The following is a 25,307-nucleotide window of genomic DNA, read 5'->3' as shown; positions in this document are numbered from 1 at the left end:
CAGGCGGGACCCCCGCCAGGCGCTCCCGCACTACCGCCCGTTGCCGGCGGAAGCGCCCTGGTGGGCGCCGTCGTCGCCCTTGCCTTCCCCGACCGGGTGGCACGCAGGGTTCCCGGCGACGGGCCAGAGCAGTACCTGCTGTCCTCCGGAACCCGGGCCGGACTCCCCGCCGGAAGCAGCCTTGCCGGGCACGAATGGCTGGCAGTGGCTGAGGTGTCCCGAGGCGAAGGCAGGGACTCGGCCGGTACCGGTGCCGTGATCCGCGCCGCCGCCCCGCTCTCCGCCGGCCTCGCCGAATCAGCCGCCTCCCACCTCCTGGTCGAGAACGTGGAGGCGGCCTTGACCCAGGGCCGGGTCACCGCGCGCAAGGTCCGGCGGCTGGGCGCTATTGTCCTCGCGTCCACGCCCGTGCGACCGTCGCCTGCCGAAGGCCGCGCCGCGGTGGAAGCAGCGCTGCAGCAGGAAGGACTGGCTGCCCTTAACTGGTCGACGGCGGCAGAGGCCTTGCGCAGGCGTCTCGCCTTCCTGCACCGCGAGCTGGGGGAGCCGTGGCCGGACGTGTCGGAGGCCGGACTCCTCGGCCGGCTGCAGGACTGGCTGGGACCCGAGCTTGAGTCGCTTGCGGCCGGTGCGGACGTGAACACGATTAACCTTGCTGAGCCCCTTCGGCGGCTGCTTCCTTGGCCGGAGGCAGCCAGGATGGACGAGCTCGCGCCCGAATTGCTGGAAGTTCCCAGTGGCTCCAGGGTACGGATTGACTACCCCGAGTGGTCTGACGTGACGGCGCCGCCGGTGGTGGCCGTCAAACTCCAGGAGTGCTTTGGCCTGGCCGCGACGCCCCGCCTGGTCAACGGCCGGGTGCCGGTGCTGTTCCATCTGCTCTCACCGGCCCGGCGGCCGCTGGCTGTCACCGGCGACCTGGCGTCCTTCTGGTCCGGACCCTACGCCCAGGTCCGCGCCGAAATGCGGGGCCGCTACCCCAAGCATCCCTGGCCCGAAGATCCCTGGTCCGCGCCCGCCACTGCACGGACCAAACAGCGGAACTAGCGTCCCGCCGGGACGGCCTCCCCAGTCGGTGTTCCGTGAGTGAGATGTCCGATACACGCTTGTTACTTCGCGTCGACGCGCTGAAACATGCGCCGCATAGGCTCGTTTCCACCTGGACAGAGTGGTCCACACGCAGACATGGAAGGACCTACAGAATGTTTCTCCTCAACAACCTCAATCTCCTGCTCGACGGCCGCCGGAGCGATGACAGCCGGTTCCACGCAGGCGGAACCGGAAGCACGGAATTCCCCGAAGGGCAGCTCACCTCGGCAGCCTGGGAAGGCTGGTGGCACGAAGAAGCGGCCTGACGGCCGCACTTCCGCCGGGCCGGCCCCTGGAACGCGTCCGGCGTCAGCCGGAGGAGCGGATAAAGCGGGCCACCGGCTCCGCCAGGGAGGCACCCACCTCCGCCGCGGAACGCTTGAGGCCTGCCACCGCAAAGGAATGGTCGCCGCCGTCCACCCACTGCAGGACGGCTGAGGGCCCGATCCTGCCCACAACATCCTCAAGGAGTTCGGGGGTAGCGAACGTGTCCCGGCTGCCCTGGAGGAAAAGCATGGGCGCAGTGATGCCGTACAGGTGTTCGTCCCGGAGCTTGTCGGGCTTCCCCGGAGCATGCAGTGGGTACCCAAGAAACACCAGCCCGGCGGCTTCCATCCCCTCCGCGACGGCCATGGAGGCCATCCGTCCGCCGAACGACTTGCCGGCAGCCCACAGCGGGCCGGTATCGCCGTATTCCGCCGCCCGCTCCGCCGCAGCCGCCATAGCGGCCCGCCAGGCGGCGATGGCCGCGGGCGGCCGGTCCGGAAATTTCCGCCCCGCCTCCCGGTAGGGAAAGTTGAAGCGCAGGGTGGCAATTCCCAGCGAGTTCAACCCACCGGTAAACCCGTGCATGAAGGGATGATCCATGCCGGCGCCGGCACCATGGGCCACCACCACAGTGGCGGTCGGGTTGTCGGGGCGGGCAAAGGCGGCGCCCACCGTGCCCTCGCCCACGGGGATGCGGAAGTCTGATGCTGAAACGGACATGTCTCCATCTTGCCGGACCGGCTGCGCAAATCTGCCGGTCCTCCGATCCTGGGGTGTACGTTGTCCCCATGGCGAGTGAACAGACCACCCTTACGGTTCAGGGCCCCCACGGCGAGCGCGAGATGCGCATCTCCAGCCCCAGTAGGGTGATCTGGCCGGAACCCGGAATCACCAAACTCGACCTGGCGCGGTACATCACCGACGTCGGGGAAGCATTCATCGCTGCCAACGGCGGCAGGCCCGTGGCGCTGCAGAGGTTCTCGGGCAGCATCGAGGGGGAGATGTTCTTCTCCAAGAACCCGCCAAAGGGTGCCCCGGAGTTCATCCGGTCCACCCCCGTGGTGTTCCCGAGTGCCCGGTCTCACCCCATGCTGATACTTGACGAACCCGCCGCCGCCGTGTGGGCAGTCCAGATGAACACCATCGTGTTCCACCCCTGGCCTTCACGCGCGGACAACACGGACAACCCCGACCAGCTCCGGATCGATCTTGACCCCCAGCCTGGAACGGACTTCGACGACGCCGTCCCGGCTGCCCTGGCGCTGAAGGAGGTGCTGGCAGAGGCAGGCCTGGAATGCTTCATCAAGACCTCCGGCAACCGCGGCCTGCACGTCTATGCGCCCGTCGAACCCACCAGGGAATTTCTCGACGTCCGGCATGCGGTGATCGCCGCCGCCCGGGAACTGGAACGGCGTATGCCGGACAAGGTCACCACGGCCTGGTGGAAGGAAGAGCGCGGCCAGCGGGTGTTCGTGGACTTCAACCAGGCGAACCGGGACCGGACCATCGCAGGCGCCTACAGCCCGCGGCCGCTGGCCCATGCGCCAGTGTCCTGCCCCATCACCTGGGACGAGCTGGGAAACGTGGACCCGAAGGACTTCACCATCCTGACCGTGCCGGACCGGCTTAAAACGGCCGGTGACCCTTGGGCGGACATGCACAGCAACCCGGGGACCATTGACACCCTGCTCGGATGGTGGGACCGCGACCTGAAGTCCGGGCTTGGCGAGCTCCCCTTCCCGCCGGATTACCCCAAAATGCCGGGCGAGCCGCCCCGGGTGCAGCCCAGCAGGGCGCGGAAGCAGGACTAGCCCACCCCGCAAGGGGCGGGCCGCCGCCGATATACCTGCGGCCTGACCGGAGAATCGGGCCGGCTATTCGAAGCGGGACGGGTCGCCGGTTCCGCGCCGGACCACCTCTGCCACCCCGGTGGAGTAGTCGACCACGGTGGTGGGTTCGGAACCACAGTCGCCGGCATCGATCACGGCGTCCACCTGGTGGTCCAGGCGTTCCTTGATTTCCCACCCCTGGGTCAGCGGGTCCTCCTCGTCGGGCAGCAGCAGGGTGCTTGAGAGCAGCGGCTCGCCCAGTTCTGCCAGCAGCGCCTGGACCACGCGGTTGTCCGGGATCCGCACACCCACGGTCTTCTTCTTGGGATGCAGCAGGCGCTTGGGAACTTCCTTCGTTGCCGGAAGGATGAACGTGTAGCCGCCGGGGGTGACGGCCTTGATGCTGCGGAAGACATCGTTCCCGATGTTCACGAACTGTCCCAGCTGGGCAAAGTCCCGGCAGACCAGCGTGAAGTGGTGCTTGTCGTCCAGACGGCGGATGCTCCTGATCCGGTCCAGTGCGTCCCGGTTGCCCACCTGGGCGCCCAGCGCGTAGCAGGAATCCGTGGGGTAGGCGATCAGGCCGCCGTCGAGCACTATCTTCACGGCCTGGGTGATGGCACGCGGCTGGGGGTCCTGGGGGTGAACGTCAAAGTATCTGGCCATGACCCAGAGCCTACGGCCCAGCCGGACACTTGTGCACCACCCGCCCCGTTTCCCCTACCACCTGCCCCTGCTTTGAGGCAGGATGGTGACTGGTTCCACCATGTTCCGTCCCCACGCCAAGGAGATCCATCATGCCGACCACCCTCAATCCCTACCTCAGCTTCCGCGACAACGCCCGCGAAGCGATGAACTTCTACCAGTCCGTCTTTGGCGGCGAGCTGACCCTGAGCACCTTCGGAGAGTTCCAGGCCAGCGATGATCCAGCGGAGTCGGAGAAGATCATGCACGGCATGCTCACCACCAGCAAGGGGATGGTGCTGATGGGCGCCGACACTCCGAACAGCATGGGGTACACGCCGGGGGCGTCCATTTCCATCTCCCTCAGCGGCGACGATGAAGCGGAACTTCGCGGCTATTACCAGAAGCTCAGCGGCGACGGCGGGACGGTGACCGTGCCCATGGAGCAGTCGCCGTGGGGTGACATTTTCGGCATGTGCACGGACCGCTTTGGCATGGCCTGGCTGGTCAACGTCAACAGCGCCCAGGGGGCCGCGGAAACTCCCCAGGGCTGATCCGCCTTCTGGCGTGCGGCTTTATCGGGTGGCTGCGGGTTCTTGAGGAGGGTTCCGGGCGGTGCGAGGATTGAGGCGTGGAATCCCTCTTTGAGTTCCTTGACGACACATGGTGGCTGGTCTTCCCCGCGATCGCCTTTGCCGGGCATTGGACCAACTCGCTGCGCAAGGCCGGCGAGCGGCGGCACCAGCGAAAAGTGGAGCTGTACAAGCTCAAGAACCAGTCCCATGAACTCGAAAGGGCCTCCGCAGCGGACGTAGAAGCGCTTGTTGCCACCCACGACTCCATCAACAAGCGCTGGCTGGACTACGAGCTGGACGTTGGGAAGCTCATCGATTTTCCGCTCATGACCGACGTCCGTGAACCGCTCACTGTGGCCTTCCTCCGGGCAAAAAGGGAGGCGGACGGCCAGCGCCCGGATTCCCCGGCGGACATGGGCTCGCCCTCGCGGCTGGAGGCCTACCGGAAGGCAGTCGACAGTTTCGCGGTGGCGCTGGAGGTGGCCGAACGTGAAGCCCGCCGGATCCGGGACAGCAAGTTCACCGGCCCGGAGCGTGAACGGCTCGCCACTGCCCGGCAGCTGCTGAGGATCGCCGGGGACCATGCCGCCACTCCAGCCGAAAGGCAGGCGGCCTACAAGCGCGCCCGCCGCGAACTCGATGGCCTGATCGTCCTGCCGGATGCCACCGTTGCTGCCCTGGAGGGGCAGGTAGCGCCAGGGCTTGACGCCGGCCGCGAACCGTCGGACTTCCGGCACCACTAGGTTCTCTGGACCCCGGCCGTGACCCGCACTCTCTATATCGATGTCGACGGCGTTATTTGTCCTTTCGGACCGGAAGGCTCCAGCGGCTGGGGATCCGGCTGGAAACATTCGACTGCTGGGCTCCTGCCCGTGGCCTACGCACCTGAACTGGTGGACGCACTGAACGGAATCGCCGCAATGGCAGGGGTGCGGTGCGTCTGGCTCACAAGCTGGGAAGAACTCGCGCCGCAGTATCTGTGCCCGGCCATCGGCCTGGACGGGGCACGGTGGCCATACCTGACGGCGGATGGGGCAGGCACGGGCGCCGGCTGGTGGAAGCTTGCGGCCATTCAGGATGATGTGGAAGAGACCGGTCCGGAAGCCGTGGCCTGGATCGACGACCAGCTTGGGTTCGAGGCGGAGGCGCAGTCCTGGGCCAGGCTCCTTGGCCGCCGGATCCTGCCATTGTCCCCGGACCCGAGGCGCGGAATCTCGCCTGCCGAACTGCAGCGGGTGCAGTCATTTCTGGTGCGGCCGTTGTTTTGACCTGATGCCGCGGACGCGTACGATCGATAAGGTTTCACGCCGGTTGTGTTAACGCCACAGGTCATTCCACGCGAACAGCTGGTGAATTATGCTGTGCAAGGCAGCCGGGGGAGATGAAACTGCTGAACGTCGACTCTGCAGATTGGGCAACAGGTGGATATCACCTTCATGGTGGCGCTGGTCATCGCACTGGCACTATTTTTCGACTTCACGAACGGCTTCCATGACACCGCGAATGCCATGGCCACGCCCATTGCAACCGGCGCCATCAAGCCGAAGACAGCGGTGACCCTGGCGGCCATCCTGAACCTCGTGGGCGCATTCCTCTCCACCGAGGTGGCCAAGACGGTCTCTGGCGGAATCATCCGGGAAGGGTCGGACGGGATCCAGATCACGCCGGACATCATTTTCGCCGGCCTCATGGGTGCCATCCTCTGGAACATGATCACGTGGCTCAAGGGCCTGCCGTCGAGTTCCTCGCATGCGCTGTTCGGCGGTCTGATCGGCGCCGCGATCGCCGGCATCGGCTTCAACTCGATCAACCTCGAGGGCCTGATGCAAAAGGTCATCCTCCCCGCCATCTTCGCCCCGCTGATCGCCGGTATTGTCGCCTACATCTGCACGCGCCTGGCATACGCCCTGACGTCCCGGCATGACCCGGAGACCGGCAGCAAGCTCACCCAGAAGCGCGGCGGCTTCCGGACCGGACAGATCTTCACCTCAAGCCTGGTGGCCCTGGCTCACGGCACCAACGACGCCCAGAAGACCATGGGTATCATCACCCTGGTCCTGATCGCCGCAGGCACCCAGGAGGCCGGATCCGGCCCCCAGTTCTGGGTCATTGCCGCTTGTGCCTTCGCCATCGCCATCGGCACCTACGCCGGCGGATGGCGCATCATCCGCACCATGGGTGCCGGCCTCACCGAAGTGAAGCCGGCCCAGGGTTTCGCGGCGGAGACCAGCACCGCGTCCGCGATCCTTGCGTCCTCGCACCTCGGCTTTGCCCTCTCCACCACCCAAGTGGCGTCCGGTTCCGTTATCGGATCCGGCATGGGCCGGAAGGGGACCAGCGTCCGCTGGAGCATGGTGGGAAAGATCGCCCTGGGCTGGCTCTTCACTCTTCCGGCAGCAGGCATTGTGGGGGCCCTGACCGCCCTGCTGGTGAAGACCGGTGTCATCGGCGTCCTGATCGCCGCCGTTGCCGGCACCGCTGCTGTCCTCTTTATGTTCTTCTACTCACGCAAGTCCGCCGTCGGCCACCACAACGCCATCGAGGTGGAGGAAGCCGGCCAGGCCGTGCGCTTTGCCAAGAAGAAGGCCATGGCGCGTGCGCGCGCCCACGCCAAAGCCAAAGCGCAGGCAGAGGCTGACGCTGACGCCAACAACCAGAAGGAGACTCAGAGATGAAGTGGTTGGAACTCCTGACCGTTGCCGGCGCCACTCTGACGGCCGCGGTAACAGTTGTGGTCCTGTACTCGCTCGGCGTGCGGCTCACCGCCATCGCCGCTGACGTTCAGCAGACGTCCCCGGGCATTAAGCGGTCCCTTGCCTACATCTGCTTCGGCCTGTGCAGCCTGGCGGTTCTCTTCGGGCTGTACCTGATCATTCCGTACTTCTCCGGCTGACCAGGCCCCCTGTCGCTGCGTCAGGTTAACGCCGGCATTGCCCGCCACTGTCTTCGCTTGAGGCAGTTCCTGCTCCCCCTCCGCGGGTCCAACCAGTCTCTGGCAGGGGCAGGTGCGGTTGGTTAGGCTTGGCCCATGCCTCACATCCAGTACTACGTTGCCGCATCCCTGGACGGCTTTATTGCCACCCCCACTGATGACCTGGACTGGCTCCTGCAGTTCGACGGTTTCGAGGGCGGCAAGGAAAGCTATGACTCGTTTATGGCGGGTGTGGGCTGCATCGTCATGGGTGGTGAAACCTATTCGTGGCTTCTGGAACACGAACCGGACAACTGGCCTTATCCGGATACTCCGTCCTATGTGTTCACCCACCATGAGTATGCGGCGCCGGCGGGCTCTGACATCACGTTCGTCCGCGGGGACGTGACCGAATTCGCAGCGGACTTCGAACGGGCCGCGGGCGGCAAAAACATCTGGGTAGTGGGCGGCGGCAACCTGGCGGCTCAGTTCTTTGCTGCCGGCCTGCTGGATGAAATCATCCTGTCGGTGATTCCCGTGGTTCTGGGAAGCGGCAAGCGGCTGCTCCCCCTGGAAGGGCCGACGCCGCCGCTTGAGCTGGTTGCCTCCCGCACCATGGGCAGGGGCATCGTTGAGCTGCGGTACCTCTCGGACGGCCGCGCGGCCAGCGGCACTTAGGTCAACGGCGCACAGCGCAGGGCGTGCAGGTCAATGACCGCGCAGCCGCCCGGTCAGCCGCTGCCATAGAAGAACTTTTCCAGCTCGACTTCTGCCTGGGATAGCCCGCGATGTAGAAGATCCGCGAAGCCACCTGGGGCGGCGGGCGTGGGCGGGTAGGGCGGCGGGCGGTGCGCTTGTCCCTTATGACGTTCCCGGGGCTGCTCCTCCGGTTTTAGTCGCGCGGGCATGGCGGACAGGGCAGACTCCGGCCAGTGGGGTGGTTCCCAGTCCTGGTGTTCGCTTTTGTAGTGGCGGCCGGTGGGTGAGGTCCAGCCGGGTGGGTCATCCTTGGTGGCGGGTGTTGGTTCCCAGCCGGTGGTGTGTCGAAGTTTGTGGTGCTTCGGGCAGGGTTGTCCGAGGTTGCTGATCCCGGTGGTCCCGCCGTGCTGCCAGGCCAGGAGGTGGTCTGCCTCGTTATCCAGGGAGCTGTTGCTGCAGCCGGGGAAGGGGCATGTGCCGTCCCGCATCCGCAGCCAGTTCCGCATCGCCTTGGTAACCCGGTAGCTGGTCCGGCCGATTTCCAGCGGCGCCCCGTCCCGCGGATCAACAAGGACCCGGTGGAACGAATCAGCACCGTTCGCAACCAGGTCCCGTGCCATGGACGCCGGGATGGGCCCGAAGCCGTCGAGCATGGCCGGCTCACCGGTCTCTCCCGCCAGGGAGAATACCGGCACGGTGACGAGGACCTGCGCCCGGATCGGCGACGAGTGGGCGGGATTGGTGCCGTTGGTGAGGATCGCTGAGGCGAACTGGTCGGCCCGGATCTGGGTGAGGGTGCGGGGCTCGTTAGGTCCTTGTGCGGCCCGGGCGAGGGCGTTGAGCCGGTTCCATCCTGCCATTGCCTGATGGGCTGGGAGGCAGGCCGACAGCCAGGCCATGCCGTCCTGGTCCGGCCGGTATTCCACCCGCCGGTCCGCCACGGCCTTGGCGTGGCGCTTCTCGATGCTCTCGGCGTGGTGGCGTTCGCGCCAGGTGCGGGCCTTGTGCCGGAGCCGGTGCGCGGGTATTTCCCCGATCGTGGCCGCGGTGGCGGGCCTGGGGGTGTCGGGGTCCAGGAAGTGGGCTTCGAGGGCGGCGGCGCCGGCGGGGTCGAGGGTGGCTGCCTCGTCCACCAGGGCCAGGGCGTGCTGCCAGGAAATTGTTCCGGCCTGCAGGGCCGAGAGTGTCAGGGGAAGGGTGCTGGTCAGGGCGTGGGATACGGCCAGGAACGCGCTGGCGGCCCGCGGCCCGATGGCCAGCACGCACCCGATCTCGGCGGCCACAGCCATTTCCTGCGCCTGCACCGGCATCCCGGGAGGGGCCAGGGCATGGGCGGTGTCGGCATACTTCATGGCAGCACGGGCCTTCAACCCCGCCATGCCGGCCTCCACAGCCGCCGCGCCGGCGAGGATGTCCAGGTTCCCGTCCGCCAGCCCGGCCAACGGATCGGCAGCCGAGAACGGCTCTGAACCGCACCCGTCCACCTCAGCGTTGAGCACGGCAAGGGCGGCCCTGATATCCGCAAACGCCCTCGCCACCGCTTCGCTGCCCATAAACCCATCATGGCAAGGGGGTCTGACAATCACGCGGACAGCACACCCGCGGAAGATTTCCCAGGAGGCTTTGCTGCCAGCGGAAACCGCCAATCCTGCCCCGCATGCTGGCGTCCAGGCGACTTGTGCCGTCGCCGATTGGGCCCGGCAGCCGGTCGGCTACAGCGGCGGCAGCGCCACGGTGGTTTCGCCAAACAGGAGTGTCACCTGACGCGAACTGTCTATATCGGAAGGAGTCCTGATGATGTAGGTGCGTGGCGCCATGTCGGCTGTGCAGGCGGGTCCGCCGCGGGTGTCGAGGCCAAGCTTAATGGTGTAAGCATCGGCAACGTCGATGGAGGACGGAAACGCAGGGCAGCTCGAACTGCCGGCCAGCACAACGGCGAACCTGGCGCCGCCGTCCAGCCAGCCTGCCGTGGGAAAAGGGTATGCAAGGTCTCGGCCGGAGGAGTCCTGAGTCGCAGTGATTGCTTGTACAGGGAGCCCGCCCGCGTGTTCAGATTCAGCAATTGACGCCGGTGCAGCGGAACACGCGGTCAGCAGCAATAAGACACCGGCAACCCAGATTCCGCTGATCCTTCCCATGGGTTGAGGTTACGCGGCCGCCGTCTGCATCGTCACTGTCAGCCGTCGTCAGTCGTTCCCTGCGATGGACTGATCGACCCCTTCCGGGCCGGGCTCGGGACGTTGTCCCGGATCATGTTGGTGATGCGTGCCGTGGACAGCCGCCTGCCCTGCTCGTCAGTCATCACGATCTCATGGGTGGCCAGGGTCCGTCCCAAATGGATGGCGGTGCACGTTCCCGTCACGGTTCCGGTGGAGATGGAGCGGTGGTGGGTGGCGTTGACCTCGATGCCCACCGCGTGACGGCCCGGCCCGGCGTGCATCCCGGCGGCGAAGGACCCCAGTGTTTCGGCGAGCACCACGTGCGCCCCGCCGTGCAGGATTCCAGCGACCTGTGTGTTGCCCTCCACCGGCATGGTGGCAACGCTGCGCTCGGGGCTCATCTCCTGGAACCGGATCCCCATTTTCACCACCAGGGCGCCGATCCCGAACCGACCAAGCCAGGCGTGCAGGTGCTCAGGGATGCCGGCGGCGGAAAGCTCTTCGGCGAAGGGGCCGGGCGTGAAATTGTCCATCATGGCAACTAGGCTGGCACCTGTGAGTGAAACAACCAAACCGGCCCCTTTCCCGTCCCAAACCCTGCAGGAGGACAACGCCCCGCAGGGCTCAATCGCCCTCGGAGACGCTGCAGTCGGGGAAGGTGCAGGCCAGGACAACGTTGGGGTCCCGGCCGGCGGGTCCGTTTCAGCGACCGCTGCCCCCGTAGTCCCCATGACCGGCCAGCCGCGGCTGCTGGTATTGGACGGCCACTCCATGGCATTCCGCGCTTTTTTCGCGCTCCCTGCGGACAAGTTCTCAACCACCAACGGGCAGCACACCAACGCCATCCACGGATTTACCTCCATGCTGATCAACCTGATCAAGGAGCAGCAGCCAACCCACATCGCCGTGGCCTTCGACGTCTCTGACGAGTCCACCCACCGCAAGACCGAATACAGCGAATACAAGGGTGGCCGGAACGAAACTCCCCGGGAAATGAACAACCAGATCGACCTCATTGGGCAGGTCATGGAGGCCTGGGGCATCAAGACCATCAAAATGCCCGGTTATGAGGCTGACGACATCCTGGCCACCCTCGCGGCCATGGGTGAAAAGGCAGGGTACGAGGTTCTGCTGGTGTCAGGGGACCGGGACGCGTTCCAGCTCATCACGGACAACGTCTTTGTGCTGTACCCCAAGAAGGGCGTCAGCGATATTCCGCGGATGGATGCCGCCGCCATCGAGGCAAAGTACTTCGTCAGCCCCGGCAGGTACTCCGACCTCGCCGCACTGGTGGGCGAAACTGCGGACAACCTCCCGGGCGTGCCCGGCGTCGGACCGAAGACCGCGGCCAAGTGGATCAACCTCTACGGGGGGCTTGAGGGCGTCCTGGAACACCTGGATTCCATTGGCGGCAAGGTGGGCGACGCGCTGCGCGAGAACGTCGACGCCGTGAAGCGGAACCGCCGGCTGAACCAGCTCCACACGGACCTTGAACTCCCCGTCACACTCGATGACCTGTACCAGCCGCGCCCGGACCAGGCAGCACTTGAGGACCTCTTCGACAAGCTCGAATTCAAGACCATCCGCAACAGGCTCTTCGCGCTGTACGGCGATGAGGACAAGCCGGCCGCCGAGCGGGAGAGCATCGACACTCCCGAGTACGTCACCCCGGCTGACGCCGCGGAACTGTCCGCATTCCTGGCCGCCGGCGCCGGACAACGCTCCGCCCTCGCTGTGGACCTTATCCCTGGCCGCATCGGCGAGGACGCCGCAGCGCTGGCCATCGTCCGGGACGGCGCCGCCGCCTACATTGACCTGTCCGGACAGGACGCCGACACGGAGAACGTCCTGGCTGCCTGGCTGCGCGACCCCGGCTCTCCGAAGGTCATGCACGGCTTCAAGGCCGCCCTCAAAGCCCTGACCTCCCGTGGGCTGGAGCTGGAAGGCGTCGTGGACGACACCTCCATCTCCGGTTACCTGATCCAGCCCGACCGGCGCACCTATGAACTCGCCGAGCTGGCCCAGCACCACCTGAACGTGGGCATCCCGGGCGCAACAGCCAAGGCAGGGCAGCTGGAGCTCTCCTTCGACGGCGAGGACGACGCCGCCGCCGACGCACTGGTCCAGGCCGCCGCCGTCGTCCTTGCCCTCAGCAGCTACTTCGAATCGGAACTGAAGGAGCGCCGGGCAGAGGAACTCCTCTCCACCCTGGAGCTGCCGGTCAGCCGGGTCCTGGCGGACATGGAACTCGCGGGCATCGGGATTGACATGGCACGCATGGATGACCAGATCGCCGACCTGGCCGGGGTCATCGACCAGGCACAGGAACAGGCATTCGCGGCGATCGGCCACGAGGTCAACCTGGGTTCGCCCAAGCAGCTCCAGACTGTCCTCTTCGAGGAACTCCAGCTGCCCAAGACCAAGAAGATCAAGTCCGGCTATACCACGGATGCCGCGTCGCTGAAGAACCTGCTGGAAAAAACGGGTCACGAGTTCCTGGTGCAGCTCATGGCCCACCGTGAGGCCGCCAAGCTCCGCCAGATGCTTGAATCCCTGAAAAAATCGGTGGCAGAGGACGGCCGCATCCACACCACGTACGCGCAGAACGTGGCAGCAACAGGCCGGATCTCCTCCAACAACCCCAACCTGCAGAACATCCCCATCCGCAGCGAGGAAGGCCGGCGCGTCCGCGGCATTTTCGTGGTGGGGGAGGGCTATGAATGCCTGCTGTCCGCAGACTACTCGCAGATTGAAATGCGCATCATGGCGCACCTGTCCGGCGACCAGGGCCTCATCCAGGCCTACAAGGACGGCGAGGACCTCCACCGGTTCGTCGGCTCGAACATCTTCCACGTGCCCACCGAAGAGGTCACCAGCGCCATGCGCTCCAAGGTGAAGGCCATGTCCTATGGCCTGGCCTACGGCCTGACGTCCTTCGGCCTGTCCAAGCAGCTGGAGATCTCCGTGGATGAGGCACGCACCCTCATGAAGGACTACTTCGACCGGTTCGGCGCCGTCCGGGACTACCTCCGCGGCGTCGTCGACCAGGCCCGCGTGGACGGCTACACCGCCACCATCGAGGGCCGCCGCCGGTACCTGCCGGACCTGACCAGCACGGACAGGCAGCTGCGCGAAAACGCCGAGCGCATCGCACTGAACAGCCCCATCCAGGGCTCGGCGGCGGACATCATCAAGCGTGCCATGCTCGGTGTCCACGCTGAACTGAAGGCCCAGGGACTGAAATCACGGATGCTGCTCCAGGTCCATGACGAACTCGTCCTGGAAGTCGCCACGGGCGAACGCGCAGCGGTGGAGAAACTGGTGACCGAGCAGATGGCCGCCGCAGCGGACCTCAGCGTTCCGCTGGAGGTCCAGATCGGCGTCGGACCCAGCTGGTACGACGCCGGACACTAAGCCACGCACAACGCAGAAGAGGTGGGACGGAAACCGTCCCACCTCTTCTGCGTTGCCGGTAAGCCCAGCCCCTCCCAGGGAGGGCTGCCTGTCAGCTGTTCCTTGCCGACTCCCGCCGCTGCCTCAGCCGCTCCAGGAGGTTGTGCTCCGCGTCCTCTCCGGGGGTGATGCCGGACGGGATCCGGAACAGGAGGACTGCTCCAAGCACCCACCAGAGGCCGAACAGGATCCATGGCGGCGGGGTGAGGGCTGCGGGCATGCCGGGCATGTAGAGGCTGAGGAGCCCGACGCAGAGAACCACAGCGGTGATGCCGATGACGATGCCGCCGTTGCCCTGGCCGCCCACGCGGAGCGGCCGGTCCATACCGGGCTCGCGCCGGCGCAGGATCACAAACACCACGGCGACCAGGATGTAGGCAATAACGATGCTGGGCGCCCCCGAATCAACAAGCCAGCCGAGCATCGATACGCCGAAGAACGGCGCAACGAAGGACAGCACGCCGATGAACAGGAGCGCGTTGACCGGAGTGCGGTACTTCGGATGCAGCTTGGCGAACCACGCGGGCAGCATTCCGGAACGCGCCATCGAGAACATCAGGCGCGAGGCGCCCAGCAGCAGCGAGTTCCATGAGGTCAGGATTCCCGCGATGCCACCGGCAATGAGGATCTTCGCCATCACGTCACTGCCGAATAGCGCACCCATGGCATCGGCTGTTGCAATGTCAGCCTGTGCGATCTCGCCCGCGGGCATCGCCGAGGACGTGGTCAAAACTGTCATGACGTACCAGATGGTTGCGAGGATGACGGCGACGACGACGAGCCTGCCTATCTGCCGGGCCGGGATGTTCACTTCTTCGGCTGACTGCGGGATGACATCGAAGCCCACGAACAGGAACGGGACAACCACCAGGACAGCGAAGTAGCCGTTCAGGCCACCCGTGAAGAAGGGCTCCATGTTGGTCGCCGAACCTCCAACGAAGGAGCCGAATACCAGCATCAGGCCAATGACGAGCAGGAAAACCACCACGAACGTCTGGGCAACGCCGGCAAGCTTCACACCGAGGATGTTGATTCCGGTGATCACCACTGCTGCCACTGCCCCGACCAGCGCCCATGTCAGGTGCACCTGGTAGCCCGCCACTTCCCACAGGGGGATCTGGCTGAGGTTCGGAAAAAGGTATTGCGCTGTCCGGGGCAGTGCCACGGCCTCAAAGGCGACGATGGTGATGTACCCGCCGGTGATGGCCCAGGAACCGATGAAGGACCACCGGGGGCCCATCCCGCGGAGCAGGAAGTTGTGCTCACCGCCGGCCTTCGGCATGGCCGCTGTCAGCTCGGCGTAGGTCAGGCCCACCACGCCCATGATGGCGCCGCCGGTGATCATTGCCAGGACGGCCCCCATGGTGCCGGCCGACGCGATCCAGCCGCCGGTGAGGACCACCCAGCCGAAGCCGATCATGGCTCCGAATCCGAGTGCCAGGGCGTCCCAGTTGCCCAGGACTTTCAGCAGGGATGCGTCCGGTGTTTGTTCCGCTTGGGAAACTTGCATGTGTCCTCGCTAGGGTCGGGTGCTGCGGGCAGAAAATTCGCGTGGGGCGCAGACCGCTTGTCCCCCGCTTGTGAAGCGCGTCACGTCCTGCTCTAACTTAGACCCCCAAGGCTGCCCGCGCACTGTGCATTGGCCCAGGATGCTGCAGCTGTATTTGAACAGGATGCCGAAGGCGGGTGCCTGCAGCGGAGCTGCGAATGTGGTGCGTGCGTGACTGGCGACGGCCGCGGGCCATGACTAGGCTCGTAACCGTGGCTGAACTGAGTGGCAACTATGAAATCCGGCGCTTTGGCGCGGTCTCCGAGGGCAAGGACGGTTACGCGGAGGCGGAAGCGTGGTCGCGTGCTGTCTCTTTCGGGTTCCACGAATCCACCAGGGCGCCCGAGCATGTGGCAAAGTCGCTCGCCACGTACGAGGCTGACGGCCGCGTGCTCACCGGCGTCTACCAGACTGGCGCGGTGGCGCCGTCCTCCATGCCGGCAACGGTGCCGGTGGCTACCTTCGCAACCTTCCGCAAGACCCTCAATATCGGATTTGGCCGGATGCTCGAATCCCAGATGGTCACGTCGGTGACGGTCCGTACCTCCCACCGGCGGCGCGGCCTGTTGCGGCGCATGATGAGCGAGGACCTGCGACTCGCCAAGGACGACGGCATTGCCATGGCTGCCCTGACTGCCTCGGAGGGGGCCATCTACGGCCGATTCGGTTACGGCGTCTCAAGCTTTGAACGCGCAGTCAAGGTGGACACCACCGCGCGCTTCAACCTGCTGCACCTGCCTTCGGGAAGCGTGGAGATTGCAGATCCCAAGGCCCTGCTGCAACTGGCGCCGGAGGTCTTCGAGCGGGTGCACCGGCTTACCCCGGGGTCCATCGGCCGGCAGGACTGGTACCGGCAGCTTGCATCCGGATCCCTGGCCCGCGACGGCAAGGAGGATCCGGCCATCAAGGTTGCACTCCACTACGGTCCGGGCGGCGACATCGACGGCTATGTCTCCTACAAGTTCCTCGGCTGGGACACCGAGCCCTACACGGTAGAAGTAGTGGACCTGCTGGCCGGCAGCAATGATGCCTACCTGGAGTTGTGGCAGTTCCTGGGCGCCATCGACCTGGTGGAGCGCGTCTCGTGGAACGAAGCACCCATTGACGATCCGCTGGCCTGGGCACTCGAGGACCCGCGCTGCATCGATTCATCGGACAGCCGGGACATGCTGTGGCTCCGCATCCTCGATGCTGCCAAGGCGCTGGAAGCCCGGCACTACCCCGTGGACGGACGGCTTGTTTTCGCCGTTGCGGATCCGCTCGGCCTCACGGCGGGAAGATACGCCCTGAACGTCGACGGCGGCCAGGCCGCCGTCGAGCGCCTGCCGGACGCCGCGCAGGCGGATCTGGCGCTGGATGTCTCTGCGCTGTCCTCGATCTACCTGGGCGGGGTGTGTCCCGTCACGTTGGCCGCGGCGGGGCGGATCACCGAAAACACGCCCGGCGCCGCCCTGAAAGCGCGGCAGATGTTCGCGGTGGAGCGGGCTACGCATTGCCTCACCCACTTCTGAACTGCAAGGACACGTCAAGCCGGCGTGCCTCGCTTTGACCCTCGTAACGGGCAACCACTAGAATGAACAGGCGTGTGTTACGTGTGCCCAGCTTTGGTTGCATGTCAACGCCGCGCAATCAGGATGACCCGGCAAATCCGCCGCGCTCCGCCTCCAGGTCAGTACCCGGAAGTGGTGGTCGCCTGATCAACTAACTATCCACAACGGAGCCCCTACTACATGACCATCACCTCCACCGAGAAGCCCGGTACCCCCGTAGTCGCCATTAACGACATCGGTACCGCTGAGGACTTCCTCGCAGCTGTCGACGCCACCATCAAGTACTTCAACGACGGAGACCTCGTCGAAGGTACCGTCGTCAAGGTCGACCGCGATGAAGTCCTGCTCGACATCGGTTACAAGACCGAAGGTGTCATCCCCTCCCGTGAGCTGTCCATCAAGCACGACGTTGATCCCGGAGACGTCGTCTCCGTTGGCGATCAGGTCGAAGCCCTGGTGCTCACCAAGGAAGACAAAGAAGGCCGCCTGATCCTCTCCAAGAAGCGTGCTCAGTACGAGCGTGCCTGGGGCGACATCGAGAAGGTCAAGGAAGAAGACGGTGTTGTCACCGGTACCGTCATCGAGGTCGTCAAGGGTGGTCTTATCCTCGACATCGGCCTGCGCGGCTTCCTGCCCGCATCCCTCGTCGAGATGCGCCGTGTGCGCGACCTGGCTCCGTACATCGGCCAGCAGATCGAAGCCAAGATCATCGAGCTGGACAAGAACCGCAACAACGTTGTTCTGTCCCGCCGTGCATGGCTCGAGCAGACCCAGTCCGAGGTCCGCTCCACGTTCCTCAACAAGCTGGAAAAGGGCCAGGTCCGTCCCGGCGTCGTTTCCTCCATCGTCAACTTCGGTGCCTTCGTGGACCTGGGCGGCGTAGACGGCCTGGTTCACGTTTCCGAGCTGTCCTGGAAGCACATCGACCACCCGTCCGAGGTTGTCGAGGTTGGCCAGGAAGTCACCGTCGAGGTTCTCGAGGTGGACCTGGACCGCGAGCGCGTTTCCCTGTCGCTCAAGGCTACGCAGGAAGATCCGTGGCAGACCTTCGCCCGCACCCACGCCCTCGGCCAGGTTGTTCCGGGTAAGGTCACCAAGCTCGTTCCGTTCGGTGCGTTCGTCCGCGTCGAAGACGGCATCGAAGGCCTGGTCCACATCTCCGAGCTGGCTGTCCGCCACGTGGAACTGGCCGAGCAGGTTGTCTCCGTTGGCGACGAGCTGTTCGTCAAGGTCATCGACATCGACCTGGAACGCCGCCGCATCTCGCTGTCCCTCAAGCAGGCCAACGAGGGCGTCGACGCCGACAGCACCGAATTCGATCCGGCTCTGTACGGCATGGCCGCAGAGTACGACGAAGAGGGCAACTACAAGTACCCCGAGGGCTTCGATCCCGAGTCCAACGAGTGGCTTGAAGGCTACGAGAACCAGCGCGCCGCCTGGGAGCAGCAGTACGCTGACGCCCAGACCCGCTGGGAAGCCCACAAGAAGCAGGTTGCCCAGCACGCTGCCGACGACGCTGCTGCTGCAACGTCCGGTGACAGCGATTCCGGCACCACCAGCTACTCCTCGGAGCCGGCTGCTGAGTCCAACACCGGTGCAGGCACGCTTGCATCCGACGAGGCTCTCGCCGCCCTGCGCGAGAAGCTGACCGGCAACTAATTGCCAACGGCCCGGTTTTCCGGGCCAACGCAACAGACCCCCTGCCCACAAGGCCGGGGGTCTGTTGCTTTAACCCAGCTGTTGGCTACCGTCGGTCAGGCGTCACCCAGCGCCTTAAAGTTCGACGACGGCGCGGACCGTCCCGTCGTCGTCGTGCGTCAGGACGGCCCCGGCTGAGGCCAGAATGCGCTGGGCGCCGATGTTTCCCGCCAGGGTGCGGGCAATTACCCGGGAAAGTCCCGCCCTTCGGGCCTCATCCAGCACCAGGCGCAATGCGGCGCCGCCCACGCCCCGGGACCGGAAGCTCCGGCCAAGCCAGATTCCCGTATCGGCCACCGCGCCGCCAGGTCCGGATTCCGTGGTGCCGGATGTGATGCGGCGCAGCCGGATGGATCCGGCGAGGCTGCCATCGGCGACAATTCCCCACGTCTTCTCCCCGGCGAGGCCGTCGAGGCCGTAGGCGGCGGCGCGGTGGTAACTGAAGAACCAGGCGGTCCGCTCAGGGTTCCAGCCTGGCCCGCCCAGCGGGGGAGCCACCTCATCGGGGGAAGCATCGCGCTTTGCGAGGGCAAGGAGCCCGTCCAGCACCGTCTCACCCACGTCCACCAGGGACACCTCAGGGGAGGGGGACATCCACCCACTCCGTTCCCTTCGCCACCAGCGAGGCACTGCCGGCCGTCAGCAACTGCACCCGCTCCGCGGCGTCCGCTATTGCGCCGGCGTCGTCCGGCACCGCCACCTGCAGGACGGTCTGCCGGGATCCGTAGCTGGTTCCGGCCATCACCAGGTTTGCGGCCCGCAGGTCGTTTTCGAGCTTCCCGGCAGCAGCGTGCGGCACTTCCACCGAGCAGATCCGCAGGCGGCTGCGGCGCACCATCGGCACGAGGGCAAGCGCGGAGGATACGGACTCGGAGTAGGCCCGCACCAGTCCGCCCGCCCCGAGCAGGACTCCGCCGAAGTAACGGACGACGACGGCGCTTACGTCGCTGAGGTCGGCGGCCCCGGGCGTCGTCTCCCGTTTGGCCAAAGCTTCCAGCATGGGAATGCCTGCTGTTCCGGACGGTTCGCCGTCGTCGTTGGAGCGCTGGATGTTCCGGTCGGGTCCAATGACGAACGCCGAGCAGTGGTGCCGGGCGTCGTGGAACTCGCGGCGGAGGCCTGCCACCAGGTCCCGTGCAGCGTCCTCGCTGTCAGCCCGGCGCAGCACAGTGATGAACCGGGAACGCTTGATCTCCAGCTCGTGGCGGAAATCGGAGCCCGCCGCCAGTGTGGTGTAGCTGGTGGCCCTGCTCTCTTCCCCTTGCACCCGCCCAAGTCTAGGCCCAAGCTCCCATGACCCGGCAAGCCCTGGGGTTGCCGCGCGTACTCGTCGTGGCCCCCGCTATTGCAGCCAGTATGTGGCATGCAGCTTCAGGAGACGCACGTGGACCTGGGCAGGGCGATTAGGGTGGGGGGATGCTCAAGATCGGGTTAACGGGCGGCATCGCCTCCGGGAAGTCAGTGGTGGCCTCGCGCCTGAAAGAACGCGACGCGGTGCTCGTGGATGCTGATGCGTTGGCCCGTGAAGTGGTGGAGCCCGGCACAGAGGGCCTGGACCGCGTTGTGGCGGAGTTTGGCAGAGATGTCCTTGGCGCCGACGGCCGGTTGGACCGCCCCAGGCTCGGCGCGCTGGTGTTTGGCAGCCCCGAGCGGCTCGAGGCCCTCAACGGGATTGTCCACCCCCTGGTCCGTGCACGGGCCGCGGCTATTGTGGCGGCTGCGGCAGAAGATGCCGTGGTGGTGCAGGACATTCCCTTGCTTGTGGAAACCGGGCAGGGGAGCGACTTCCACCTGGTGGTGGTGGTGGATGCGCCGGACGACGTGCGGCTCCAGCGGATGCTGGAGCACCGCGGGATGACGCCCGAGGCTGCACTGTCGCGGATGGCCGCGCAGGCAACGCGGAAGGATCGGCTGGCTGCGGCCGACGTCGTCCTGGATAATTCTGGCAGCATGCAGCACCTCCTGGACCAGGTGGACCGGCTCTGGGACGGCCGGCTGGTGCCCTTTGCCCGCAATCTCGCTGCAGGCAAGCGTGCCGCGAGGAACTGCGGACCTGTCCTGGAGCCGTATCGGGAGGAATGGGCCAAGGACGCAGCCAGGATCTCGGCAAGGCTGAAGTCCGCGGCCCACGGGCTCATCCTGGCGGTGGACCATATTGGCTCCACGTCCGTCCCCGGGCTGGCCGCCAAGGACGTCATAGACCTGCAGGTTGCCGTTTCCGGCCTGGACGCAGCAGACAGTGCTGCACCCCTGCTGGCGGCAGCCGGGTTCCCCCTGGTGACCGGTGCCGGCTTCGATACGCCTAAACCGGGCGCGCCGAATCCCGGGCAGTGGCAGAAACGGTTCCACGCCAACGCGGACCCCGCGCGTCCGGTTAACATCCACGTCCGCGTTGCCGGCTCACCCGGGTGGCGCTATGCCCTGATGTTCCGGGACTGGCTGCGGGCCAACCCGTCCGCACGCAAGCTTTACGCAGGGCATAAGGCAGACCTTGCGGGGCGCTTCGCCAGCTCGGCGGGTACGAGGGCATATGCGGAGGCCAAGGAACCGTGGTTCACGGACGTTGCATGGCCCCTTATGTCCGCCTGGGCTGACGAGACCGGGTGGGCGCCGCCGTCGTACGCGTCGTGAAGCCGGTGCCGCGGACCGGAGCTGTTCGCCCGTAACGGACGGGCCCTTATAGTGTCGGTGCCCGGTTGTAGATTAGATCCATGAGCCTTGCGCAGGATATCAACCGTGTTGTGGCGCCCTTTGAGGTCATCAGCGAATTCAAGCCCGCGGGCGATCAACCCGCCGCCATTGCCGAACTGACGGAGCGCATCAAGAACGGCGAAAAGGACGTGGTGCTTCTCGGCGCCACGGGTACAGGTAAGAGCGCCACCACGGCCTGGCTGATCGAACAGGTCCAACGGCCCACCCTGGTGATGGTCCAGAACAAGACCCTCGCGGCACAGCTGGCCAACGAATTCCGCGAACTGCTGCCCAACAACGCGGTGGAATACTTCGTGTCCTACTACGACTACTACCAGCCCGAAGCGTATGTGGCGCAGACGGACACCTTCATCGAGAAGGACTCCTCCATCAACGAGGAAGTTGAAAGGCTCCGCCACTCCGCCACGAACGCCTTGCTGACCCGGCGGGATGTGATCGTCGTGGCTACAGTGTCCTGCATCTACGGCCTGGGTACACCGGAGGAATACATCGCCGGCATGGTCACGCTCCGCAAGGGCGCGGAGATGAACCGGGACGACCTCCTCCGGAAGTTCGTGTCCATGCAGTACGCCCGCAATGACATGGACTTCCACCGGGGCACGTTCCGGGTCCGCGGGGACACCGTGGAGATCATCCCGATGTACGAGGAACTGGCCATCCGGATCGAGTTCTTCGGTGACGAAATCGAGAATATCCACACGCTCCACCCGCTCACCGGCGAGGTGATCCGGGACGAAGAGGAAATGTATGTCTTCCCCGCCTCCCACTACGTGGCCGGGCCCGAGCGCATGTCCAGGGCCATTAAGCGTATTGAGGACGAACTCGCCGACCGGCTGAAGGTGCTGGAGGGCCAGAACAAGCTGGTGGAGGCGCAGCGCCTCCGCATGCGGACCAACTACGATCTCGAAATGATGCAGCAGATGGGCTTCTGCAACGGCATCGAGAATTACTCCTCGCACATTGACGGCCGAGCCCCAGGCACGGCACCGCACTGCCTCCTCGACTACTTCCCGGACGACTTCCTCCTGGTGGTGGACGAATCCCACGTGACCATCCCGCAGATCGGCGCGATGTACGAGGGCGACATGTCCCGCAAGCGGAACCTGGTGGACTTCGGCTTCCGGCTGCCCTCAGCCATGGACAACAGGCCGCTGAAATGGGACGAGTTCCTTCAGCGCGTCGGCCAGACCGTCTACCTGTCGGCCACCCCCGGCAAGTACGAGCTCGGCAAGGCGGACGGGTTCGTCCAGCAGATCATCCGGCCCACCGGGCTCATCGATCCCGAGGTGGTGGTCAAGCCCACCAAGGGCCAGATCGATGACCTGCTGGGGGAGATCAAGACCCGTACCGCCAAGGACGAGCGCATCCTGGTCACCACCCTCACCAAGCGGATGGCCGAGGACCTCACCGACTACCTCCTGGGCCACGGAATCAAGGTGGAGTACCTCCACTCCGACGTGGACACCCTGCGGCGAGTTGAGCTGCTGCGCGAACTCCGGATGGGCAAATTCGACGTCCTGGTGGGCATCAACCTGCTTCGTGAGGGCCTGGACCTCCCGGAAGTGTCCCTGGTCAGCATCCTGGACGCGGACAAGGAAGGCTTCCTGCGCTCCTCAACCTCACTGATCCAGACCATCGGGCGCGCCGCCCGTAACGTCTCGGGCCAGGTGCACATGTACGCCGACCGGATCACGGACTCCATGGCGCATGCCATCGACGAGACCAACCGGCGCCGCGCCATCCAGGTGGCCTACAACACCGAGCATGGGGTGGACCCGCAGCCGCTGCGTAAGAAGATCGCGGACATCACCGACCAACTGGCCAAGGAAGACGCCGACACCCAGGAGCTGCTCAACAACAGCCGGCTGGCCAAGGGCGGCAAGCGGAAGTCCGCAGCGAAGGGTGCCGCCCAGGTGCGCTCCGACGGCCTCGCAGCAGCACCGGCGGAGGATCTGGTGGGGCTGATCGAGCAGCTGACGGAGCAGATGCACGGTGCTGCCGCCGAACTGCAGTTCGAGGTGGCAGCCAGGATCAGGGACGAAGTGAGCGAGCTGAAAAAGGAACTGCGGCAGATGCAGGCGGCAGGGCACGCCTGACACAAAGGTGACGGGGGACGGGCGGCCCGGGTGACTGCGGTACAGTTAAGGTCACGTAGGGGAGTATCCCGAGCGCTACGATCGTCAACACGCAGGGCATAGTTGCCAGGCCGGGCGTAGCGGGCCGCCATTTCAGCACCAAGTGCACAGGCAGGCCGGAGAGACTTACACCGCATCTCTGTACCCTGCGAAAGGCTACCCTGTGCTCGAATTGCCCGTGTGGTTCGAAGTCGGCTCACTTGTCGTCCTCGGCCTGATCCTCCTGATTGACCTTCTCTTGGTGGTCCGGCGTCCCCATGAACCTTCCATGAAGGAAGCCGGACTGTGGGTAGCGTTTTATGTCAGCCTCGCCCTGGTGTTCGCCGGGGCCATGTTCGCCTTCACCGGCCCTGAGTACGGCGGCCAGTTCGTCGCCGGCTGGGTGACGGAATACAGCCTCAGCATCGACAACCTGTTTGTCTTCATCATCATCATGGCCCGCTTCTCCGTGCCCCGGAAATACCAGCAGGAAGTGCTGATGGTGGGCATCATCATCGCCCTGATCCTGCGCGGCATCTTCATCCTGCTCGGCGCCATCGTCATTGAGCAGTTCAGCTGGGTGTTCTACATCTTCGGCGCGTTCCTGCTGTGGACTGCCTGGAAGCAGGCCCAGGATGAGGGCGAAGACGAAGAAGACCGCGAAAACCCGCTCATCGCCAAGATCCGCAAGGTCTTCCCCATGTCGGAAAACTTCGACGGCAACAAGCTGCGCACCACCGTGGACGGCAAGAGGGTCTTCACCCCGATGCTGATCGTGTTCATCACCATCGGCCTCACGGACCTGCTCTTCGCCGTCGACTCCATCCCCGCAATCTTCGGCCTTACCCAGAGCCCGTTCATCGTGTTCACGGCCAACCTGTTTGCCCTGATGGGCCTGCGCCAGCTGTACTTCCTGCTCGGTGGCCTGATGAACCGCCTGATCTACCTGAAGCACGCGCTGTCCTTCATCCTGGCCTTCATCGGGGTCAAGCTGGTCCTTCATGCAATGCACGTGAACGAACTGCCGTTCATCAACGGCGGGCAGCACATCGAATGGGCTCCCGAAATCCCCACGTTCGTCTCCCTGGCAGTCATCGTTGGCACCATCGTGATCGCCGTGATCGCCAGCCTGGTCAGCTCCAAGGCCAAGGAAGCGCACCTGGACCCCCGCCTCGAAGAGGACATCCGGAAGAGCCACAGCGACGCCGAGTAGCCCCTTCCTCCCGATACAAGCAGGCAATCCCGGCCGCCGTGCGGCCGGGATTGCCTGCTTTAAACCGTCCCTGCTGCGCGGCGCGGCGGGGACTATGCTCGGTGCATGGGTCCAATCCTGATGACGGAACAAGGGGTGCGCCGGGTGCAGCGGCGCACCGTGGCGCTGCTGGGCACGGCCCAGGTTTTCGGCGGCATTGGTACCGGCGCCACGGTGTCCATCGGGTCGATCCTCGCGGTAGAGCTGTCAGGGTCCAGCGCCTGGGCGGGTGCCGTGGCTACAGTAATGACGCTGGGTGCGGCGCTGGCAGCACTGCCTCTGGCCGCCCTGGCAGACCGCCGGGGACGCCGGATCGGGCAGGTAGCCGGGCTGTCCGCGGCCCTGGCGGGTGCTGTGCTGATGGTGCTCGCGGTGGTGTCCGGCCTCTTCGTGCTGCTGGTGCTGGGGGCCGCCGGCATCGGAGTGGGCAGCGCTGCCAGCCTGCAGGCGCGCTTCGCCGCGGTGGACCTCGCCGACCCAGACCACCGCGGCCTGGCCCTGTCAACGGTGGTCTGGGCGGTCACCATCGGCGCCGTCACCGGTCCCAACCTGATCCAGCCCGGCACCGTGGTGGGCCAGGCGCTGGGTCTTCCGCCCGTTGCCGGGCCCTTCGTGATTTCCGGGGCCGGCCTGCTCCTGGCAGCCGTTCTGCTCTTTGTTGGGCTTCGGCCGGACCCGCTGCTGCTCGCCAGGGAACTCGCTGCCCAGCAGGCGCGTGAGGGTCTGCAGGCCGCGCAGGCCCCGGGCGAGCGTCCCGCCGTCGTCG

The 25,307-nt window shown here is 65.7% G+C and carries 24 protein-coding genes; 16 read left to right on the top strand and 8 right to left on the bottom strand.

Translation table 11 applies throughout. The features are described from left to right. On the top strand, window positions 1–1,047 hold a 1,047-nt coding region (locus ACKAE7_RS15780; protein ID WP_408979703.1), incomplete at its 5' end, for an ATP-dependent helicase C-terminal domain-containing protein. A gap of 155 nt (window positions 1,048–1,202) precedes the next feature. Then, the gene (locus tag ACKAE7_RS15775; protein WP_190611826.1) at window positions 1,203–1,355 is read left to right on the top strand and encodes a hypothetical protein; all 153 of its coding nucleotides are present in this window, start codon (window positions 1,203–1,205) and stop codon (window positions 1,353–1,355) included. Between the two features lie 43 nt (window positions 1,356–1,398). Here ACKAE7_RS15775 and ACKAE7_RS15770 read toward each other — a convergent pair whose 3' ends face one another. Further along, window positions 1,399–2,076 (bottom strand): alpha/beta family hydrolase, encoded by a 678-nt coding sequence (locus tag ACKAE7_RS15770; protein ID WP_188808998.1) that lies wholly within the window; start codon window positions 2,074–2,076, stop codon window positions 1,399–1,401. 68 nt (window positions 2,077–2,144) lie between these two features. On the opposite strand from ACKAE7_RS15770, the gene ligD reads away from it, so the two are divergent. Then, window positions 2,145–3,167, top strand: coding sequence for a non-homologous end-joining DNA ligase (gene ligD, locus ACKAE7_RS15765; RefSeq protein WP_408979702.1), 1,023 nt, complete (start codon window positions 2,145–2,147; stop codon window positions 3,165–3,167). A gap of 63 nt (window positions 3,168–3,230) precedes the next feature. Here the strand turns inward: ligD and ACKAE7_RS15760 are convergent, their stop codons facing one another. Further along, the gene (locus ACKAE7_RS15760) at window positions 3,231–3,851 is read right to left on the bottom strand and encodes an L-threonylcarbamoyladenylate synthase (RefSeq protein ID WP_188729858.1); all 621 of its coding nucleotides are present in this window, start codon (window positions 3,849–3,851) and stop codon (window positions 3,231–3,233) included. 131 nt (window positions 3,852–3,982) lie between these two features. Between ACKAE7_RS15760 and ACKAE7_RS15755 the strand changes: the two genes are divergently transcribed. The 6 genes from ACKAE7_RS15755 (at window position 3,983) to ACKAE7_RS15730 (ending at window position 8,033) form a co-directional block, all read left to right on the top strand. After that, the gene (locus tag ACKAE7_RS15755) at window positions 3,983–4,423 is read left to right on the top strand and encodes a VOC family protein (protein WP_408979701.1); all 441 of its coding nucleotides are present in this window, start codon (window positions 3,983–3,985) and stop codon (window positions 4,421–4,423) included. Window positions 4,424–4,500: 77 nt separating this feature from the next. Further along, on the top strand, window positions 4,501–5,187 hold the full coding sequence (locus ACKAE7_RS15750) for a hypothetical protein (protein WP_190611813.1): 687 nt from the start codon (window positions 4,501–4,503) through the stop codon (window positions 5,185–5,187). A gap of 18 nt (window positions 5,188–5,205) precedes the next feature. Then, window positions 5,206–5,712 carry an HAD domain-containing protein gene (locus ACKAE7_RS15745; protein WP_188808993.1) on the top strand — a complete coding sequence of 169 codons (507 nt, stop codon included), beginning with the start codon at window positions 5,206–5,208 and terminating at the stop codon, window positions 5,710–5,712. Window positions 5,713–5,865: 153 nt separating this feature from the next. Next, the gene (locus ACKAE7_RS15740) at window positions 5,866–7,119 is read left to right on the top strand and encodes an inorganic phosphate transporter (protein WP_188729851.1); all 1,254 of its coding nucleotides are present in this window, start codon (window positions 5,866–5,868) and stop codon (window positions 7,117–7,119) included. Further along, entirely contained in the window at window positions 7,116–7,337 is a 222-nt protein-coding gene (locus tag ACKAE7_RS15735) for a hypothetical protein (RefSeq protein WP_104187371.1), read from the top strand. Before ACKAE7_RS15740 ends, ACKAE7_RS15735 begins: the two co-directional genes overlap by 4 nt. A 135-nt stretch (window positions 7,338–7,472) precedes the next feature. Further along, entirely contained in the window at window positions 7,473–8,033 is a 561-nt protein-coding gene (locus ACKAE7_RS15730) for a dihydrofolate reductase family protein (RefSeq protein ID WP_408979700.1), read from the top strand. Between the two features lie 53 nt (window positions 8,034–8,086). Here ACKAE7_RS15730 and ACKAE7_RS15725 read toward each other — a convergent pair whose 3' ends face one another. From ACKAE7_RS15725 to ACKAE7_RS15715, 3 genes are all read right to left on the bottom strand, one after another. After that, window positions 8,087–9,607: a DUF222 domain-containing protein gene (locus ACKAE7_RS15725; protein ID WP_408979699.1), complete on the bottom strand. Its 1,521-nt coding sequence runs from the start codon at window positions 9,605–9,607 to the stop codon at window positions 8,087–8,089. A 159-nt stretch (window positions 9,608–9,766) separates the two neighbouring features. Next, window positions 9,767–10,192 carry a hypothetical protein gene (locus ACKAE7_RS15720; RefSeq protein WP_408979698.1) on the bottom strand — a complete coding sequence of 142 codons (426 nt, stop codon included), beginning with the start codon at window positions 10,190–10,192 and terminating at the stop codon, window positions 9,767–9,769. Window positions 10,193–10,230: 38 nt separating this feature from the next. Next, window positions 10,231–10,749, bottom strand: a complete 519-nt coding sequence (locus tag ACKAE7_RS15715) for a hotdog fold thioesterase (protein ID WP_408979697.1) — start codon at window positions 10,747–10,749, stop codon at window positions 10,231–10,233. Window positions 10,750–10,984: 235 nt separating this feature from the next. Between ACKAE7_RS15715 and polA the strand changes: the two genes are divergently transcribed. Next, a complete protein-coding gene (polA, locus tag ACKAE7_RS15710; protein WP_408979704.1) occupies window positions 10,985–13,627 on the top strand; it encodes a DNA polymerase I in 2,643 nt (880 codons plus the stop codon). Between the two features lie 91 nt (window positions 13,628–13,718). Here polA and ACKAE7_RS15705 read toward each other — a convergent pair whose 3' ends face one another. Continuing rightward, on the bottom strand, window positions 13,719–15,176 hold the full coding sequence (locus ACKAE7_RS15705) for an APC family permease (protein ID WP_408979696.1): 1,458 nt from the start codon (window positions 15,174–15,176) through the stop codon (window positions 13,719–13,721). 233 nt (window positions 15,177–15,409) lie between these two features. On the opposite strand from ACKAE7_RS15705, the gene ACKAE7_RS15700 reads away from it, so the two are divergent. Together ACKAE7_RS15700 and rpsA are read left to right on the top strand one after the other, a co-directional pair. Continuing rightward, window positions 15,410–16,726 carry a GNAT family N-acetyltransferase gene (locus ACKAE7_RS15700; RefSeq protein WP_408979695.1) on the top strand — a complete coding sequence of 439 codons (1,317 nt, stop codon included), beginning with the start codon at window positions 15,410–15,412 and terminating at the stop codon, window positions 16,724–16,726. Window positions 16,727–16,945: 219 nt separating this feature from the next. Beyond that, window positions 16,946–18,424 carry a 30S ribosomal protein S1 gene (gene rpsA / locus ACKAE7_RS15695; RefSeq protein ID WP_188808985.1) on the top strand — a complete coding sequence of 493 codons (1,479 nt, stop codon included), beginning with the start codon at window positions 16,946–16,948 and terminating at the stop codon, window positions 18,422–18,424. Between the two features lie 114 nt (window positions 18,425–18,538). Here the strand turns inward: rpsA and ACKAE7_RS15690 are convergent, their stop codons facing one another. Next, window positions 18,539–19,057, bottom strand: coding sequence for a GNAT family N-acetyltransferase (locus tag ACKAE7_RS15690; protein ID WP_408979694.1), 519 nt, complete (start codon window positions 19,055–19,057; stop codon window positions 18,539–18,541). Beyond that, a complete protein-coding gene (locus ACKAE7_RS15685; RefSeq protein ID WP_190611798.1) occupies window positions 19,041–19,730 on the bottom strand; it encodes a YigZ family protein in 690 nt (229 codons plus the stop codon). The genes ACKAE7_RS15690 and ACKAE7_RS15685 overlap by 17 nt, the downstream gene beginning before the upstream one ends. Before the next feature lie 149 nt (window positions 19,731–19,879). Between ACKAE7_RS15685 and coaE the strand changes: the two genes are divergently transcribed. The 4 genes from coaE to ACKAE7_RS15665 form a co-directional block, all read left to right on the top strand. Beyond that, on the top strand, window positions 19,880–21,094 hold the full coding sequence (gene coaE / locus ACKAE7_RS15680) for a dephospho-CoA kinase (protein ID WP_408979693.1): 1,215 nt from the start codon (window positions 19,880–19,882) through the stop codon (window positions 21,092–21,094). Between the two features lie 80 nt (window positions 21,095–21,174). After that, window positions 21,175–23,271: an excinuclease ABC subunit UvrB gene (uvrB, locus tag ACKAE7_RS15675; protein WP_104187347.1), complete on the top strand. Its 2,097-nt coding sequence runs from the start codon at window positions 21,175–21,177 to the stop codon at window positions 23,269–23,271. A gap of 202 nt (window positions 23,272–23,473) precedes the next feature. Beyond that, the gene (locus ACKAE7_RS15670; protein ID WP_188808981.1) at window positions 23,474–24,502 is read left to right on the top strand and encodes a TerC family protein; all 1,029 of its coding nucleotides are present in this window, start codon (window positions 23,474–23,476) and stop codon (window positions 24,500–24,502) included. 105 nt (window positions 24,503–24,607) lie between these two features. Beyond that, the coding region (locus ACKAE7_RS15665) for an MFS transporter (protein ID WP_408979692.1) at window positions 24,608–25,307 on the top strand (700 nt) is incomplete at its 3' end.

The organism is Pseudarthrobacter sp. NKDBFgelt, assembly GCF_046097905.1.
GTDB classification, from domain to species: domain Bacteria; phylum Actinomycetota; class Actinomycetes; order Actinomycetales; family Micrococcaceae; genus Arthrobacter; species Arthrobacter polychromogenes.
This window is presented reverse-complemented; position numbering and strand designations above follow the sequence as displayed.